At 62.5% G+C, this 14,245-nt stretch carries 15 protein-coding genes; 5 read left to right on the plus strand and 10 right to left on the minus strand.

Features of this window, described 5'->3' with window-relative positions:
- Positions 1–75: 75 nt before the first annotated feature.
- The 3 genes from KKO72_RS19155 to KKO72_RS19165 all read left to right on the plus strand — a co-directional run bounded on the left by KKO72_RS19155 (position 76) and on the right by KKO72_RS19165 (position 6,585).
- Entirely contained in the window at positions 76–2,199 is a 2,124-nt protein-coding gene (locus tag KKO72_RS19155; protein WP_371736912.1) for an HDOD domain-containing protein, read from the plus strand.
- On the plus strand, positions 2,196–4,391 hold the full coding sequence (locus tag KKO72_RS19160; protein WP_214942896.1) for an EAL domain-containing protein: 2,196 nt from the start codon (positions 2,196–2,198) through the stop codon (positions 4,389–4,391). The genes KKO72_RS19155 and KKO72_RS19160 overlap by 4 nt, the downstream gene beginning before the upstream one ends.
- A gap of 190 nt (positions 4,392–4,581) precedes the next feature.
- Positions 4,582–6,585 (plus strand): HDOD domain-containing protein, encoded by a 2,004-nt coding sequence (locus tag KKO72_RS19165; protein WP_214942899.1) that lies wholly within the window; start codon positions 4,582–4,584, stop codon positions 6,583–6,585.
- Between the two features lie 6 nt (positions 6,586–6,591).
- Here KKO72_RS19165 and KKO72_RS19170 read toward each other — a convergent pair whose 3' ends face one another.
- The 3 genes from KKO72_RS19170 to KKO72_RS19180 all read right to left on the minus strand — a co-directional run bounded on the left by KKO72_RS19170 (position 6,592) and on the right by KKO72_RS19180 (position 8,478).
- Positions 6,592–7,095, minus strand: coding sequence for a GNAT family N-acetyltransferase (locus KKO72_RS19170; protein ID WP_371736913.1), 504 nt, complete (start codon positions 7,093–7,095; stop codon positions 6,592–6,594).
- Positions 7,096–7,225: 130 nt separating this feature from the next.
- The gene (locus KKO72_RS19175) at positions 7,226–7,684 is read right to left on the minus strand and encodes a PaaI family thioesterase (RefSeq protein WP_214942902.1); all 459 of its coding nucleotides are present in this window, start codon (positions 7,682–7,684) and stop codon (positions 7,226–7,228) included.
- On the minus strand, positions 7,681–8,478 hold the full coding sequence (locus KKO72_RS19180) for an SDR family oxidoreductase (protein ID WP_214942905.1): 798 nt from the start codon (positions 8,476–8,478) through the stop codon (positions 7,681–7,683). Before KKO72_RS19180 ends, KKO72_RS19175 begins: the two co-directional genes overlap by 4 nt.
- Positions 8,479–8,718: 240 nt before the next feature.
- Between KKO72_RS19180 and KKO72_RS19185 the strand changes: the two genes are divergently transcribed.
- Both KKO72_RS19185 and KKO72_RS19190 read left to right on the plus strand, forming a co-directional pair.
- Entirely contained in the window at positions 8,719–9,189 is a 471-nt protein-coding gene (locus KKO72_RS19185) for an RcnB family protein (RefSeq protein WP_214942908.1), read from the plus strand.
- A 4-nt stretch (positions 9,190–9,193) separates the two neighbouring features.
- A complete protein-coding gene (locus KKO72_RS19190; RefSeq protein ID WP_078363669.1) occupies positions 9,194–9,349 on the plus strand; it encodes a DUF3096 domain-containing protein in 156 nt (51 codons plus the stop codon).
- A gap of 5 nt (positions 9,350–9,354) precedes the next feature.
- On the opposite strand, the gene KKO72_RS19195 is transcribed toward KKO72_RS19190, so the two are convergent.
- From KKO72_RS19195 to KKO72_RS19225, 7 genes are all read right to left on the minus strand, one after another.
- On the minus strand, positions 9,355–10,047 hold the full coding sequence (locus tag KKO72_RS19195) for a DUF1345 domain-containing protein (protein ID WP_214942909.1): 693 nt from the start codon (positions 10,045–10,047) through the stop codon (positions 9,355–9,357).
- Between the two features lie 8 nt (positions 10,048–10,055).
- The gene (locus KKO72_RS19200) at positions 10,056–10,748 is read right to left on the minus strand and encodes a DUF1345 domain-containing protein (protein ID WP_214942912.1); all 693 of its coding nucleotides are present in this window, start codon (positions 10,746–10,748) and stop codon (positions 10,056–10,058) included.
- Positions 10,745–11,056, minus strand: coding sequence for a Dabb family protein (locus tag KKO72_RS19205; protein ID WP_078363672.1), 312 nt, complete (start codon positions 11,054–11,056; stop codon positions 10,745–10,747). Before KKO72_RS19205 ends, KKO72_RS19200 begins: the two co-directional genes overlap by 4 nt.
- A gap of 51 nt (positions 11,057–11,107) precedes the next feature.
- Positions 11,108–11,788 carry a phosphatase PAP2 family protein gene (locus KKO72_RS19210; RefSeq protein WP_214942915.1) on the minus strand — a complete coding sequence of 227 codons (681 nt, stop codon included), beginning with the start codon at positions 11,786–11,788 and terminating at the stop codon, positions 11,108–11,110.
- 201 nt (positions 11,789–11,989) lie between these two features.
- Positions 11,990–12,685 carry an ABC transporter ATP-binding protein gene (locus KKO72_RS19215; protein ID WP_214942918.1) on the minus strand — a complete coding sequence of 232 codons (696 nt, stop codon included), beginning with the start codon at positions 12,683–12,685 and terminating at the stop codon, positions 11,990–11,992.
- A gap of 5 nt (positions 12,686–12,690) precedes the next feature.
- On the minus strand, positions 12,691–13,485 hold the full coding sequence (locus KKO72_RS19220) for an ABC transporter ATP-binding protein (RefSeq protein ID WP_214942921.1): 795 nt from the start codon (positions 13,483–13,485) through the stop codon (positions 12,691–12,693).
- A partial coding sequence (locus tag KKO72_RS19225; RefSeq protein WP_214942925.1) for a branched-chain amino acid ABC transporter permease occupies positions 13,482–14,245 on the minus strand: 764 nt, incomplete at its 5' end. The genes KKO72_RS19220 and KKO72_RS19225, both read right to left, overlap by 4 nt.

The raw sequence follows: 14,245 nt of genomic DNA on the forward strand, positions 1-14,245 counted from the left end.
CTGTTATATTGACTTAGTCGTTGCGACATGGAACATAACCAGGGCTCCCAGCTGGGCCCACACACCACCTTATTTGTGAACTCTGCTCATCCTGATGACATCCGGAACCGCTTGCTGGTGGCGCGCCTGCCCACCATGCCGCAGATTCTGATCAAACTCATTGACCTGTGCCAGGCCGATGAAGTTGGGATCACTGAGCTTGCCAAATTGATCGCCAACGACGCGGGCATGACCAGCCGGGTGCTGCGTGTGGCCAACAGCGCGGCCTACCAGCGCAGTGGCCGCAAACTGGGCCTGCCCCAGGCGCTCACCACACTGGGTGCAGATCTGGTCAAGTCGCTGCTGATCAGCGAGTCGGTGTTCCAGACCTTCAGCGGTTTTCCACATACCGGCGGCACCGATCTGCGCCCGTTCTGGAAACATTCCCTGGCAGCCGCAGTGATCGCCCGTGATCTGGCCAAGGCCATGCAGTACCCGCAGATTGAAGAGGCCTACCTCGCCGGGCTGTTGCACGATGTGGGTCGACTGGCCTTGCTGGCAGCGGCACCCGACACCTACAGCTTCAATTTTTATACCTCCGATGACGGGGACCTGTGCGCCATCGAACAGAAAAGCCTACACATATCGCACGCCGAAGCAGGCGCCTGGCTGATCGAACGCTGGGAGATGGATTCATTCCTGGCCGACGCGGTGCTTTACCACCACGAAAATCCGGCACGCGTCATGATGGCACACCCGCTGATCCGGATCATCCACCTGGCGCATTTGCTCAGTGACCACCCGGTAGGCACCCCGCTGCCCGAGGACATGGGCGCGGTGTGTGGCATCGACGATGCCAAGCTGCAGGACATCTACCAGGCTTGTGAGGGACAGGTGATGCTGGCCGCCGAGCATCTGGGTATCAACCTGTCAGGCCTGCCCGAGATGTTGGCCTCGGTCTCGGTGCCCGTGGCGCCGGTGACCGTCAACCCGATGCAGCAGCGCCTGACCGAAGAGATTCGCAACCGCGCACTGACGGCCGAGCTCAGCCAGGTGTTTGCACGCCAGAAAGACGGCACCCAGCTGCTCGACAGCGTGCGGCAAAACGCCCGCATCCTGTTTGACCTGGAAGACACAGCGGTGTTTCTGGTCAGCAACAACGGCCGCTCACTGATCAGCGCCTCGGTGGGCGAGCAGCGCCAGCGCCTGGCAGACTTTTCCATCAGCCTGGCCGGTGGTGGCATCGCCGACTCGGTGACCAGCAGGCACTTGGCCTTTCTGGAGCGTGGCCGCAGCAGCCTGACGCTGACCGAAGAGCAACTGCTGCGCAGCTTCAACAGCCCCTGCCTTTTGTGTCTGCCGCTGGTGTCGGGCAACCGCAGTCTGGGTCTGCTGATTGCCGGGCTGGAAGCCTGGAGGGTGTCGGATTTGCAGCGCCAGGAAAAATTCCTGCTGGTGTTTGGCAACCAGGCCGCCAGCGCCATGGAGGCCGCAGCCAAAGAGCGCGGCGAAATGGACCGGCGCATCGCCACCCTGCAGGAAGAACACATCAAGAATTCGCGCAAGATCGTGCACGAGGCCAGTAACCCCTTGTCGATCATCAAGAACTACCTGGGGGTGCTGGACGACAAGCTGGCACGCCAGGAGCCGGTGGGTGCGGAGTTGTCGATCCTCAACGAGGAAATTGACCGCGTGGGCAGCATCATCAAGGAGTTTGCACGTGTGGCGCCACCGGCGCCCGACACCCTGATCGACATCAACAAGCTGATCAACGACATCGTGCGCTTGTTCCGGGAAAGCCGGTTTCTGCCGCCCACGGTGCAAATTGCGGCCGTGCTGCCCGATGAGCCCAGCACCATTTCAGGCACCAGTGGTGTGGTCAAACAGATTTTTGTCAACCTCATCAAAAACGCGGTCGAGGCCTTGTCCAAAGGGGGCCGCATCGAGGTTATCAACAACGGCATCACACAACGTGGTGGTGCCGAGTATTTTTCGCTGCAGGTGCGGGACAACGGCCCCGGTTTGCCCGACGAGGTGCTGGCCAAACTCTTCTCACCGGTGCGCAGCAGCAAGGCGGGCGACAACCGCGGCCTGGGCCTGAGCATCGTCCATGGTCTGGTGCAAAAGCTGCAAGGGTCGATCACCTGCAAAAGCTCCGCACTGGGAACCGTCTTTGAAATTCTGCTGCCAGCACGGCATGCCAAAAGCCTGGTTCAATGAGCAACTTAAGTCCACTTCAATGGGATTTCACGCTGGCCTCACGTGGGCTGCAAACCACCCAGATCCTGCACAAACCGGCCAAGCTGCTGCTGGTGGATGACGAACCCAGGCTGCTGCAAAGCCTGTGTGATCTGCTGGGCAACCGGGGCTTCATCCTGGTCACCGCCAACAGTGGCACCGAAGCGATTGAGCGCCTCAGCAGCGACAGCTTCGACCTCATCATCCTGGACCTGCGCATGCCCGACATCTCGGGGCACGAGGTCATGGACTACATGAACCTGCACCAGATCGATGCCAACGTGATCGTCACCAGCGGCGACGTCGGCATCGAGGCCGCCATTGGTGCGCTACGCCGTGGTGCCTACGACTACCTGCGCAAGCCCTACCCGCGCGAGGAACTGATCAAGGCGGTGCAGAACGCGCTGCACCAGCGTCAGCTGGAAGCCGAAAACAAGCAGATTGCCGGCAGGCTGGAGAGTTCGGAGCGCATTTACCGTTACCTGGTGGACAGCTCACCCGACATCATCTTCACACTCGATCACCAGGGCAAGCTGACCTTTGTCAACAACCGCATTCACCCGCTGTTGGGTTTTAATGCCGAAGAACTGATTGGCAAACACTACGCCGACATGGTGCACACGCGTGATCTGGAACGAGCCAACTACGTCTTCAGCGACGGGCAACAACAACAACGCTGGTCACGCAACATCGAGCTGCGGCTCAAGTCGCGCCATCTCGAGGAAGAGGGGCGGGTCTTCAGTGTGGAGCTCATGAGTGTGTCCTTCACCACCCAGGTGATGCGCACCGAAGGCATTCCACAGAACCTGGAGCAGATGGGCATCTACGGCGTGGCGCGCGACATCACCGACCGCAAGCGCGCCGACGAACTGATCGCCTACCAAGCCTACTACGACATCCTCACCGATTTACCCAACCGGGTTCTGTTCAAAGACCGGCTGAACCTGGCGCTGTTGCAGGCCAAGCGTAAAAAAGGCGGCCTGGCCGTGATGTTTGTGGACCTGGACCGTTTCAAGGTCATCAACGACTCCCTGGGCCACCAGCTGGGTGATGAACTGTTGCAACAGGCCACCATCCGGCTCAAAGGCTGCTTGCGCCACAGCGACACCCTGTCCCGTTTTGGTAGCGACGAGTTCAATGTGGTGCTACCCGAACTCGACACCGTTCAAGACCCGACCCGGGTGGCGCAAGCCTTTCTGGATGCCTTGCGTGCACCGTTTGCCCTGGGTGGTCAAACCATCCACATCACCGCCAGCATTGGGGTGGCGGTGTACCCCAAAGACGGCGAAAGTGTCGACGAGCTGATCCGCAACGCCGATCTGGCGATGCATGCCAAGAAGTCCTCCGGGCGCAACGGCTACCAGTTTTTTGAGCTGTCGATGCTCAACCAGAGTTTCGAGCAGATCTCGGTAGAAAGTGGCTTGCGCCTGGCGCTGTTGGCGGGTGAACTGGAGATGTATTACCAGCCGCAGGTGGATGCCAAAAGTGGCCGGGTGATTGGTGCCGAGGCACTGATGCGCTGGAACCATCCGCAGCGCGGTTTCTTGGGTGCCGGTGCGTTTTTGCCCTATGCCGAAGAGAGCGGCCTGATCATTGCCATCAGCGACTGGATGCTCGAAGCCGTGTGCCGGGACCTGCTGGCCTGGAACACCCTGGGTGACGAGCGCCCTTATCTATCGATCAACCTCTCACCGCACTACCTCGACCGGGGCGACTTCTTCGACAAACTCAAGGCGACATTGGAGCGTTTCCAGGTTCCTCCCGCACAGCTGGAAGTCGAGATCACCGAAAACATCTGCATCCGCAACCCGCAGGCGGCCATTGACCAGCTCCAGAAGCTGTGCCAGCTGGGCGTCAGGGTGGCGATTGATGACTTTGGCACCGGTTACTCGTCGCTGGCGTATCTGCACCGGTTTCCAATCCATGTGCTGAAAATTGACCGCTCCTTTGTGATGCCGATTGAAGACGACACCCTGCAGTTTCCGGTGGTTCTGGCGATCATCTCCATCGCCAAAGGCCTGGGTCTCAAGCTGGTGGCCGAAGGGGTCGAGACCGAGGTGCAACAACGTTACCTGGAGCAGGCCGGTTGCCAGACCTTCCAAGGCTATTACTACCACCGGCCCATGTCCCAGCGTGACATGATGAGTCTGCTGGACAACCAGAGAATCCACTGAGCCTGCAAATTTGCTGGGCAAGTCCAACATTGTTAACAATCCCTTACTTTTTTTGTCAGGCACAATTTTTGGGGACGCACTGAGCTGCACCGAAAATACTGGGGTAAGCTGCATCAACATACCCACCCCCTGCAGGCAGAACATGCATCCAGTTCCCCGGCGCTTTCGCTAGTCTGAACCAAGGCCTGTTGTGAAACTCCCGCCTGAAGACATCCACCAACGGCTGCTGGTTGCACGCCTGCCCAGCCCGCCGCAGACGCTGATGCGGCTGATGGTGTTGTGCCAGTCGGACGACGCGGGCATGGGGGAGTTGTCGGAGCTGATTGCCAGTGATCCAGGCCTGTCAGCTAAGGTGTTGTCGGTGGCCCACAGCGCGGCCTATTACCGCAGCAGCGCCAAAACCCTGACCCTGCTGCAAGCCACCAGCACACTGGGCATGGCGCTGATCAAGGTGCTGGCGATCAGCGAGTCGGTGTTCCAGACCTTCCACTCTTTCCGGCAAACCACCAGCGCCGACCTGCGCCGGTTCTGGAAACACAGCCTGGGTGTGGCCGTGCTGGCACGTGCGCTGGCCGAGCGCCAGGACAGTGTCGGCGCCGAAGAAGCCTACCTGACCGGTTTGTTGCACGACGTGGGCCGCCTGGCACTGCTGGTGGCGGTGCCCGAGCGTTACAGCGCCCTGTTTGGTTTGCCCGACGACACCAGCCTGTGCAGTCAGGAGCAGCAGCTGCTTGGCACCACCCACGCCGAAGCAGGCGCCTGGTTGCTGACGCACTGGCACCTGAGCCAATCCATGGTGCACAGTGTGCTGGAGCACCACAACCCGCCCACCAGACTGGCAGACACCCGGCCACTCACGCGCCTGATCCACCTGGCCCACCTGCTCGAAGGCCTGCCACCAGAGCCCCCCGAGGAGCCCCCAGCCTGGGCCAGTGAACACGGCCTGACACCCCAAGACATCAGTGAGTTGTTGCAAACAGCAGCCACCCAGGTGGCGCAGATTGCCCGCGACCTGGGGGTGGACATCTCGGACGCCGGTGAGCCCAGCGCCGCCAGCCTGGCCGTCACCCGGCCCCAGCCACTCGACGCCGACCAAAACGCGCTAGCGCGCGATGTGCTGGACCGCAGCGTGCTCAACGAAATGGCCATGACGCTGATCAACCTGACCAGCACCAATGCCGCACTCACCTCGATGCGCCAACACGCCAGCGCCCTGCTGCAGCTCGAAGACGCGATGGTGATGCTCACACGTGACAACCAGCAGACGCTGGTGCCGGTATCGATGAATGAGCGCCACCTGGCTGCCACACCGCTGGCGTTCGAGGTGGCGAATGACCCGTCGATGACGCACTGCATGGCGCAGCGCAAGGTGGTGTTTTCCAAACGCCAGGGCCTGTCGCCGAGCGTCCTGCTCGAAGTCATGGACACCAACGAAGTGGTGCTGCTGCCCTTGCTGACCGCCCAGCAGTGCCTGGGCGTGCTGGCAGCCAGCGTGCCGCCCGAGCTAAGCCAGCACCTCAGAAGCCAGCTGCCGACCTTGCAGGCCTTTGGCGTCTATGCCGGGCTGGCCCTGTCGCGCCGGCGCCTGGCCGACAAAAACCGCTCCGGCCAGACCCTGTCGGCCAAAGAAGCGCAAAACCTCGAACTCAAACGGGTGGTCCAGGCGGTTGACCTGCTGGTTGATGCCTTGTTCAAGACGCCGCAGCCGGCCGCCATGGTGCCGGTTGACCTGAGCCTGGCCGTGCGTGACACGGTGCAACTGCTGCAACACCGCCAGCTCATCCCCGGCAACATCGAGGTCAGTGCCGAGATGCCCAACCGCGCCGCCTGGGTGCAGGGTTCACCCGGAAAAATCAAGCAGATCCTGCTGATTCTGATCAAAAACGCCTGTGAAACCATGCCCGATGGCGGGCAGATCATGGTCAACGGCGGTGGACTGGTACAACGTGATGGGGGTGTCTACACCGTGCTCACGGTGGCAGACAGCGCCGCCAGCACCAAGGAAGCGATCCAGGCCCAGCTGTATGACAACGCCCCGGAGGCCACACACAGCAACCGTGGCCAGCCGGCGTTCGGCCTGGCCACGGTGAACCAGCTGCTCGAACGCATGGCCGGGCACATCAAGTTCAGCACCGGCCCCGGCGGCACCCGCTTCGACGTCCTGCTACCCTGCCCGCGCAACCCGACGGTGTAAGCGCTGTCAGTCGGGGCGCAGCATCTCCAGGTGCGGTATGCCATCTTCCAGGTAGTGGGTGCCGGTGTCGACAAAACCGTGCTGGGCATAAAAGTGCGTGAGTTGCAGCTGGGCGCCGATGCGAATGGGCTGCGGTCCCCAGACCTGGCTGATGGCCGCAATCGCCTGGGTGATCAGGGCGTGGCCCAAACCGCCACCACGCGCGCTCTGGCGTGTCAGCACCCGCCCAAAACTAGCCTCGGGAAATTTCACCCCGGCTTCAAAACAGCGCGCATAGGCCTGCAACTCACCGTGTTGCACCCCCAGCAGATGCATCGCCTGCCGGTCAGCACCGTCCATGTCCTGGAACAGGCATTGCTGCTCCACCACAAACACCTCGCTGCGCAGGCGCAGCACCTCGTACAACTCGTACACGCGTAAATCGTCAAAAGCCAGCAAACGCCATACTGGCGCAGCGTCCTCACCCTGCTTGCCAGCGGCCGAGCCAATCGACCAGAGTTTGAATGTCACAGCACAACCTCCTGTGTGCGCGCATCAGCGTCGCGCCAAAAAACGACCAAAACAAAATCAGCAATGACTTCTAAATACATAGCTATACGCCCTTATTCCAAAAGGGCTAGAGGCCAATTTTTCATATAGATCAGGCATCCGACTGGGCCAAGGCGCTGTTGAAACCATGCACACTTTTGCTGCCCACTGGCAAACGTTTGAGGTATTTGAAAGTGCCGGTGGCATGGGCGCAGGCCTGGCCGTGTGCGTCATACACCGTGGCCTCGGTGAAGGCCAGGGTGGCGGTGTGGTGTTTGAGGGTACCGCGTGCTGTCAAAGGCCCTTGTGAGGGCCGCATGAAGCTGGTTTTCATCTCCACCGTGACCACACCGGTGCGCCCGGGTGCGGCGCGCGCCGCCATCGCCATGGTGACGTCCAGCAGCGTCATCACCACACCACCGTGGGTTACCTGGTAAGAGTTCAGGTGCTCGGGCTGCGGTGTGAGGCCCACCTCGGACTGGCCGTCGGCAAACACCGTGAGCACAAACCCCAGGTGGCGAACAAACGGGATATCGACGCCAAAGTCGGTGCTGGGCAGGGACAGGGTCATGCGGCAGACCCTCGCATGTAGGCGCTGGTGCCACCGTCCACCACCAGGCACTGGCCGGTGATGTGTTTGCCCGCAGCAGACGCCAGCAACAGTGTCACGCCTTTGAGGTCTTCGTCGTCCCCCAGGCGGCGCAGCGGCGCGCTGGCGGCCAGTCGCTCCTCACCCAGCAGTACCAGGGTGTCGGCGGTCATCTGGCTCGGGAACAAACCCGGGCAGATGGCGTTGACATTGATGCCGTAACGACCCCACTCGCAGGCCAGCGTGCGGGTGAAGCTGATCACCGCGCCTTTGGAGGTGTTGTAGGCCAGGCTGCTCATGCCCGGCGGGTTGCCACCCAGCCCGGCAATCGAGGCCACATTGATGATCCGCCCACCCCGCGCGAGCATGCTTTGCTGGCCCAGCAACTGGCTCAGCACAAACATGCCGCGCACATTGAGGGCCATCACCTCGTCCCAGGCTGGCAGCGGGTGGTCTTGCGCCGGAGCGCCCCAGGTGGCACCGGCGTTGTTGACCAGGATGTCCACATCCCCCATGCGTTGCAGCGTCTCGGACACCAGCTTGTGGATGTCGGCCTCCTGCGCGCAATCGGCCACCACCCAGCGTGCGTCGATGCCAGCGGCTTGTAACTCGGCGCAGGCGGTTTCCAGGGCGTCGGGATGGCGTGCACACAGCATCAGCCGTGCGCCCGCTTCACCCAGCGCGTGGGCCATTTGTAAACCCAGGCCGCGCGAGCCGCCAGTGACCAGAGCGGTTTTGCCGCTCAGGTCAAAAAGTTGTTGGATGGTGCGTGGCATGGTTTGTCCTTGTTGGGACCCATTTTGCAGGAAATTCGGCGGCCTTCGCGCCGCCGTGACACCCGCCGCATGGTTGGCATGGGTGCCCACAGCGTGATTGTTCGGCAACACACAGACAGGTCCGCCGCGCCATGCCACAGTCGTCCTCCAGGTTGGCGCACCGGAGACGTTGCGCGAGCATCGCTGCTGAATGTGACCCCACTGCCCGCCCCTTCTTTTGACATCCACAGAGATCACCACATGAACATCCCATCGTTTTTAGCTTTGTCGCTGGCTTTGGCCATCGGCAGCAGCGCCCTGGCGCAGGGCCACAGCCCGCAGCCACGCGCTCCGCAAAATCAACCGAACTGCCGCAATACACCGGACAACTGCGCGGGCCCGGCCCAGCGCCAGATGCCCCATCAGAAAAGCCAGCGCTCCCAGCAGCCACCGGGGCAGGCGCGCCACAACGAGTTTGACCGTGCACCGCCCCACCCTATGCCGCAGCACCAGGCGCAGCCAAACCAGCGCGGCGCCGGGCCCAACCACGCGTTCCACCGGGGCGCTCGGCTGCCCGCCGAGTACCGCAGCCGCCAGTATGTGGTGAACGACTGGCGTGGCCACCAGCTGTCGGCCCCGCCACGCGGCTACCATTGGGTACAAAGCGGCGGCGACTACCTGCTGGTAGCGATCAGCACCGGCGTCATCCTGCAAATCCTGTTGAACAACTGAACCCATGAACATCCACCTGAGCCTCACCCCCCTGATTTCGCTGCTGGCCGGCATCCTGATCCTGATCATGCCCCGGCTGCTGAACACCATCGTGGCGGTCTACCTGATTGCGATTGGCCTGATTGGGCTGTTTGGTGCGGGCGGCTTGCGCCTGGGCTAAAGCGGTCAAAAGAGGCTTGAGGCGATGTTGATCGTCAAGGCCAGCAAGGTGGTGTTGAAGAAAAACGCCAGCACACAGTGCAGGGTGCCGGTGCGGCGCATGCTGCGGCTGGTGAAGCTCACATCCGCTGTTTGTGCCGAGGTGCCAATCACGATGGCAAAGTACACAAAGTCGGCATAGTCCGGTGCGTGGGTGCCCGGAAAGTCCAGCCCGCCCGGCGCACCCCGGGCCACCGACACATAAAAATCGTGCGCGTAGTGCAGCGCAAACGCCACCTGGGTGAAGGCCCAGGAGCTGGCCAGCGTCAGGGTGGCCAGCAGCACATGGCTGCGCCGCAGCTCACCAGTGAGCTCCTTGACCATCGAGAGTTCGGCGACGATGGCCCAGACACACATCAGCGCCGCCCCCACCACCAGTAACAAGACCAGAAACTTGCCATCGTCCTGCGACACCGCGCGGCTACGCATGCGCTCGTGGGTGGACCCGAACATCATCCAGGCCGCCAGCAACAGGTACACCAGCGCGCCCACGTTCCAGCCGATGATGGCGCGTGTCACCCAGGGCTGCACCGTGGCCTGCGGAATCACCGCGGCGGTGAACACCCCCGCAGCCAGACAGCCCCACAAGCGCGGGCGTGAGCGCAACACCCGCAACACATAAGCGGATTCACCACCCGGCGTCTCTGGCGAGCTGGTCATAAACGCGGCTACAACAGCCCGCTGACCAGGTTGACCAGCAACACCAACAGCATCAGGTTGAACAACACCGCCAGCCCGCGCTGCACCCAGAGCACACGGGCCAGCTCAGGGCTGCTGATGTTGGCCTGCGCGCTGCGGCCCACGGTACCCAGCGCCACCGCCAGGCCCAGAAAGCGCCGGTAGTCACACACGCGCTCCTCGGACCAGCGCAACACCGCAGGGCTGGCCTGCACCTGCGCATAAAAAAAGGCCTGCGCATAGTGCAGCGCACAACTGACCTGGGTCACCGCCCAGGCGCTGACCAGCGTCAGACCGGCCAGCACCGTGTGGGCCAGCCGCTGCGCTGCTGGCAGCTCCCGGGCCAGGGCCAGCTGAGCCACCACTGTGCCCAGGCACAACAGCACCGCCGCCACCACCAACCCCAACACGATCTGCCTGCCGTCTTGCTGCAGCACCGCCAGCACCCGCACACTGGTGCGCGGTTTGCCAAAAATCTGCCAGGCCGCGCCCAACAAAAACACCGCCGCTCCGGCGTTCCAGCCCAAAATGGCCTTGGCCACCCAGGCTTGCACCTCTGCTGCGGGCACGATCCAGGCCACCACAGCACCGACCAGCCAGGCGCCCCAAAACACCGGGCGCGCCAACACCACGCGCAGCACATAAGGCACCGAGCTGAACGACAGGTTCGAGGTATCGCTCATGGTGCAGGATAGGTGTAGTCCATACACTGGCGCTCCAGGCGGATGGCGCCGATGAAGGGCTTGATGGCGACATGATCCGGGTGATTCTGGTAGGCCGCCAGCGCCTGCGCATCTTCAAACTGCGAGTAAAGCACCAGGTCATAGGTGCACTCATGGCCCGGCTGGGCCGTGGCCACCTCAAAGCGGTGGGTGCCAGGCACCAGTTCGGCGCAGGATTCGAGCAGCGCCTTGGCGCGCGCCAGGTTGGTGGCCTTGTCCGCGCCCTCGGCGTGGTCCTTGAGTTTCCAGAAAACGATGTGTGTCAGCATACAAATGATGATAAGTCCATAAAACGGCGCCCCTGGCGCCACAGATCTTGCTCAGCCCGGCACCGTGGCTTGAGGCTGCGGTGTCGGTGGCAGCGGGCGCAGCTCCCGCGTCAGATCATGCCGGGTGTAGGGCTGCGTACGCCCGGACAGCAGCAAAGCCAGCCGGGTCACCATCCAATGGGTTGGCGCGGGTGGCGCCAGCACCGGCGCCAACACCATCCAGACCGCCAGCAGCGTCGGCACATACAGATGCCAGCGTGCACTTTGCAGAACGGGTCGGGACATGGCCAACAGCGTCACCCCACTGCCCAGCAGCCAGCCCAGCACCACCTCAGACACCGAATGGGCATTCACCATCACGCGCGACAGCGCCACCCCAGCGGCCAGCACCAGGCCAAAACCCAGCGCCGACCTGTGCCAGCGCGATGAACGCCGGGCCACGAGCGTGACCAGCAACAGTGGGTAAATCGCCGCCGAGAACATGGCGTGGCCCGAAAAGCCGGTGAAGTTCCAGCTGGCCACCCCCACACCCCAGCCGATGAACGCCAGCTTGGAGGCGGCGTTCAACAGCGTGACCAGCGCCAGCCAGAACAACCACCTGTAGGCCAAAACCCGCGTGGCCTGCGAGCGCAACAAGGCCAGGCACACCCACAACGCCGCTGGCAACAAGGTTTGCACCTCACCAAAACGGGTGATCACATGCCAGTAGATGGGGAAAACGGTCTCAGACATTGTGGGCGCGCGCCGCAATGGTGACCGGCCTGTTCCGTTGGCATGACATCAATTGCAGCGGTGGCAAGTACTTGGGGGGGAGGGTCATCATTGGCTCTTTGGGTGGGGCATGTTTTTTGCCAGTCATCACGTGAGCATATAGAAAAATTTACCAAGTTTGGTCGCAGTGCCAACCCAAACTCAGACAGTGTCCCACCTGCCTCACAGCGCCAGCCACTCCCGGCACACGACCTCGTTGGCCAGCAGCGCGGCAGGGCTGCCCTCAAACACCACCCGGCCCTGGCCCATGACCAGGCAGCGGTTGGACACCTGCAGCGCGATGCTGAGTTTTTGTTCGATCAGCAGCACCGACACCCCGCGCGCTTTGAGGGTGCCCAGGAACGTGGCCACCTGCGCCACCAGCTGCGGCGCCAGGCCCTCGGTGGGCTCATCGATCAGGATCAGCTCGGGGTTGCCCATCAGGGTGCGGCACAGGGTCAGCATCTGCTGCTCACCCCCCGACAAAACACCGGCCTTGACATGGGCGCGCTGCTGCAGCTGCGGGAACAGCTCGAACATGCCGTCGAGCGACCAGCCGCCGCCCTGGCGCCCAGGTTTCTGGCCCAGCAGCAGGTTTTGGGTGACCGTCAGGTCGGGGAACACATCACGGCTCTCAGGCACATACCCCAGGCCAGCGCGGGCAATCTCAAAGGTGGTGCGGCCCAGCAGCTGCTGGCCACGCCACGCCACACTGCCTTGGGCGGGCACCAAGCCGATGATGGTTTTGGCCAGCGTCGAGCGGCCCGAACCATTGCGCCCGAGCAGCGCCACCAGCTCGCCCGCACCCACTTGCAAAGACACGTCTTGCAACACACGGCTGTTGCCATATCCGGCGCTCAGGTTCTGGATCTGCAGCATCTGAGTCAGGCCTTGGTCAACTCGGTTGTGGACAAGACAGCGCCCAGGTAAGCCTGCTGCACCAGCGGGTTGTTACGCACCGCCTCAGGGCTGTCAAAGGCCAGCAGCTGGCCCTGCACCAGCACAGCAATTTTGGTCGCCAGCCCAAAGACCACGGACATGTCGTGCTCTACCATCAGGAGCGTTTTGCCACGGGTCAGTGTGTCGATCAGCGCCATGAACTGGCTGGTCTCGGAGCGGCTCATGCCTGCCGTGGGTTCGTCCAGCAGCAACACCGGCGCATCGCTGGCCAGGGTCAAACCCAGCTCCAGCGCGCGTTGCTGGGCGTAACTCAGGTGTTGCGCCGGTATCTGGGCGACGCTATCAAGCTGCAGCTGTTGCATCAGGTTCTGGGTGCGGGTGTTGGTGTCGGTCAGGCTGACCAGAGATCGCCAGAAGTTGTAACCCAGGCCCTGGCGCCACATCATCGCGCAGCGCAGGTTGTCAAACACACTCAAGCTGGGAAACAGCTGGCTGATCTGGAAGCTGCGCGCCAGGCCCAGGCGGTTGATCTCGAACGGCTTTTTGCCGTCGATGCGCTGGCCCGCCAGCCAGATCTGGCCGCTGCTGGGGGCGCTGCGGCCACTGATCAGGTCAAACAAGGTGGACTTGCCCGCGCCATTGGGGCCAATGATGGCCACGCGTTCACCTGGCGCCACCGTCAGGCTCAGGTCACGGATGATCTGGGCCGGGCCAAAAGACTTGTGCAGGCCAGCCAAGGCCAGCGCGGCACCAGCAGACGGAGACAGTGGTGTGGTCATGGCGCCCCCTTGTGCGCCAGCACACCTCGACTCAGCCAGCACAGCCCCCCACCCAAGGCACCCACAGCTGCCACAGCCAGCCAACTCAGCGGGCTCAACACATCCACGCTCAGCCCCAAAAAGCCCACATGGGGACCCAATATATCGATCTGTTGCAAGCGATAAAGCATCTCCACCCCCGCCAACAAAGGGGTGATAGCTATCAAAAATGAGACAAACAGCACCAGGCGCCAGGGCCACAAAACTCGCCAGCCGCCCTGCCCGGCGCTTTGCCAAGCGCGTAGCACCAGCGCCGCCAGACCACCGGGGGCCAACATCACCACCACCACAAACAACATGCCCAGGTACAGCAGCCAGGCCGGGGTCAGACTAGGCAACACACCGAGTGCCAGCACCATCAGCACCGCGCCCAGGATCGGGCCGACAAACAGGGTGCTGCCGCCCACAAAGGTGAACAGCAGCAGCAGGCCAGAGCGGTGCGCCGAGAGCACATCGGCACTCACCATTTCATAGTGCAAGGCCGACAAACCACCTGCGATACCAGCAAAAAAGGCTGACATCACGAAGACCAGGTAGCGGACCCACTGCGGGTTGTAGCCGATGAAGGCGACACGCTCGGGGTTGTCGCGCACCGCATTGAGCAGGCGCCCCAGCGGCGTCTGTGTTAAGGCGTACATCAGCGCAGTGCAGACCAGGGTGTAGACCGCAATCAGGTAGTAGAGCTGGATTTGCGGACCCAAAGTCAGCCCCAGCGGCGCAC

This window comes from Rhodoferax sp. U11-2br (assembly GCF_018619435.1).
GTDB lineage: Bacteria > Pseudomonadota > Gammaproteobacteria > Burkholderiales > Burkholderiaceae_C > Rhodoferax.

Bases quoted from the DNA above. Each gene is read 5' to 3' on its own strand.
- KKO72_RS19205 (WP_078363672.1), bottom strand. From the start codon at position 11,056: ATGCTGACACACATCGTTTTCTGGAAACTCAAGGACCACGCCGAGGGC.
- KKO72_RS19185 (WP_214942908.1), top strand. From the start codon at position 8,719: ATGAACATCCCATCGTTTTTAGCTTTGTCGCTGGCTTTGGCCATCGGC.
- KKO72_RS19215 (WP_214942918.1), bottom strand. From the start codon at position 12,685: ATGCTGCAGATCCAGAACCTGAGCGCCGGATATGGCAACAGCCGTGTG.
- KKO72_RS19190 (WP_078363669.1), top strand. From the start codon at position 9,194: ATGAACATCCACCTGAGCCTCACCCCCCTGATTTCGCTGCTGGCCGGC.
- KKO72_RS19195 (WP_214942909.1), bottom strand. From the start codon at position 10,047: ATGACCAGCTCGCCAGAGACGCCGGGTGGTGAATCCGCTTATGTGTTG.
- KKO72_RS19160 (WP_214942896.1), top strand. From the start codon at position 2,196: ATGAGCAACTTAAGTCCACTTCAATGGGATTTCACGCTGGCCTCACGT.
- KKO72_RS19220 (WP_214942921.1), bottom strand. From the start codon at position 13,485: ATGACCACACCACTGTCTCCGTCTGCTGGTGCCGCGCTGGCCTTGGCT.
- KKO72_RS19175 (WP_214942902.1), bottom strand. From the start codon at position 7,684: ATGACCCTGTCCCTGCCCAGCACCGACTTTGGCGTCGATATCCCGTTT.
- KKO72_RS19200 (WP_214942912.1), bottom strand. From the start codon at position 10,748: ATGAGCGATACCTCGAACCTGTCGTTCAGCTCGGTGCCTTATGTGCTG.
- KKO72_RS19210 (WP_214942915.1), bottom strand. From the start codon at position 11,788: ATGTCTGAGACCGTTTTCCCCATCTACTGGCATGTGATCACCCGTTTT.
- KKO72_RS19180 (WP_214942905.1), bottom strand. From the start codon at position 8,478: ATGCCACGCACCATCCAACAACTTTTTGACCTGAGCGGCAAAACCGCT.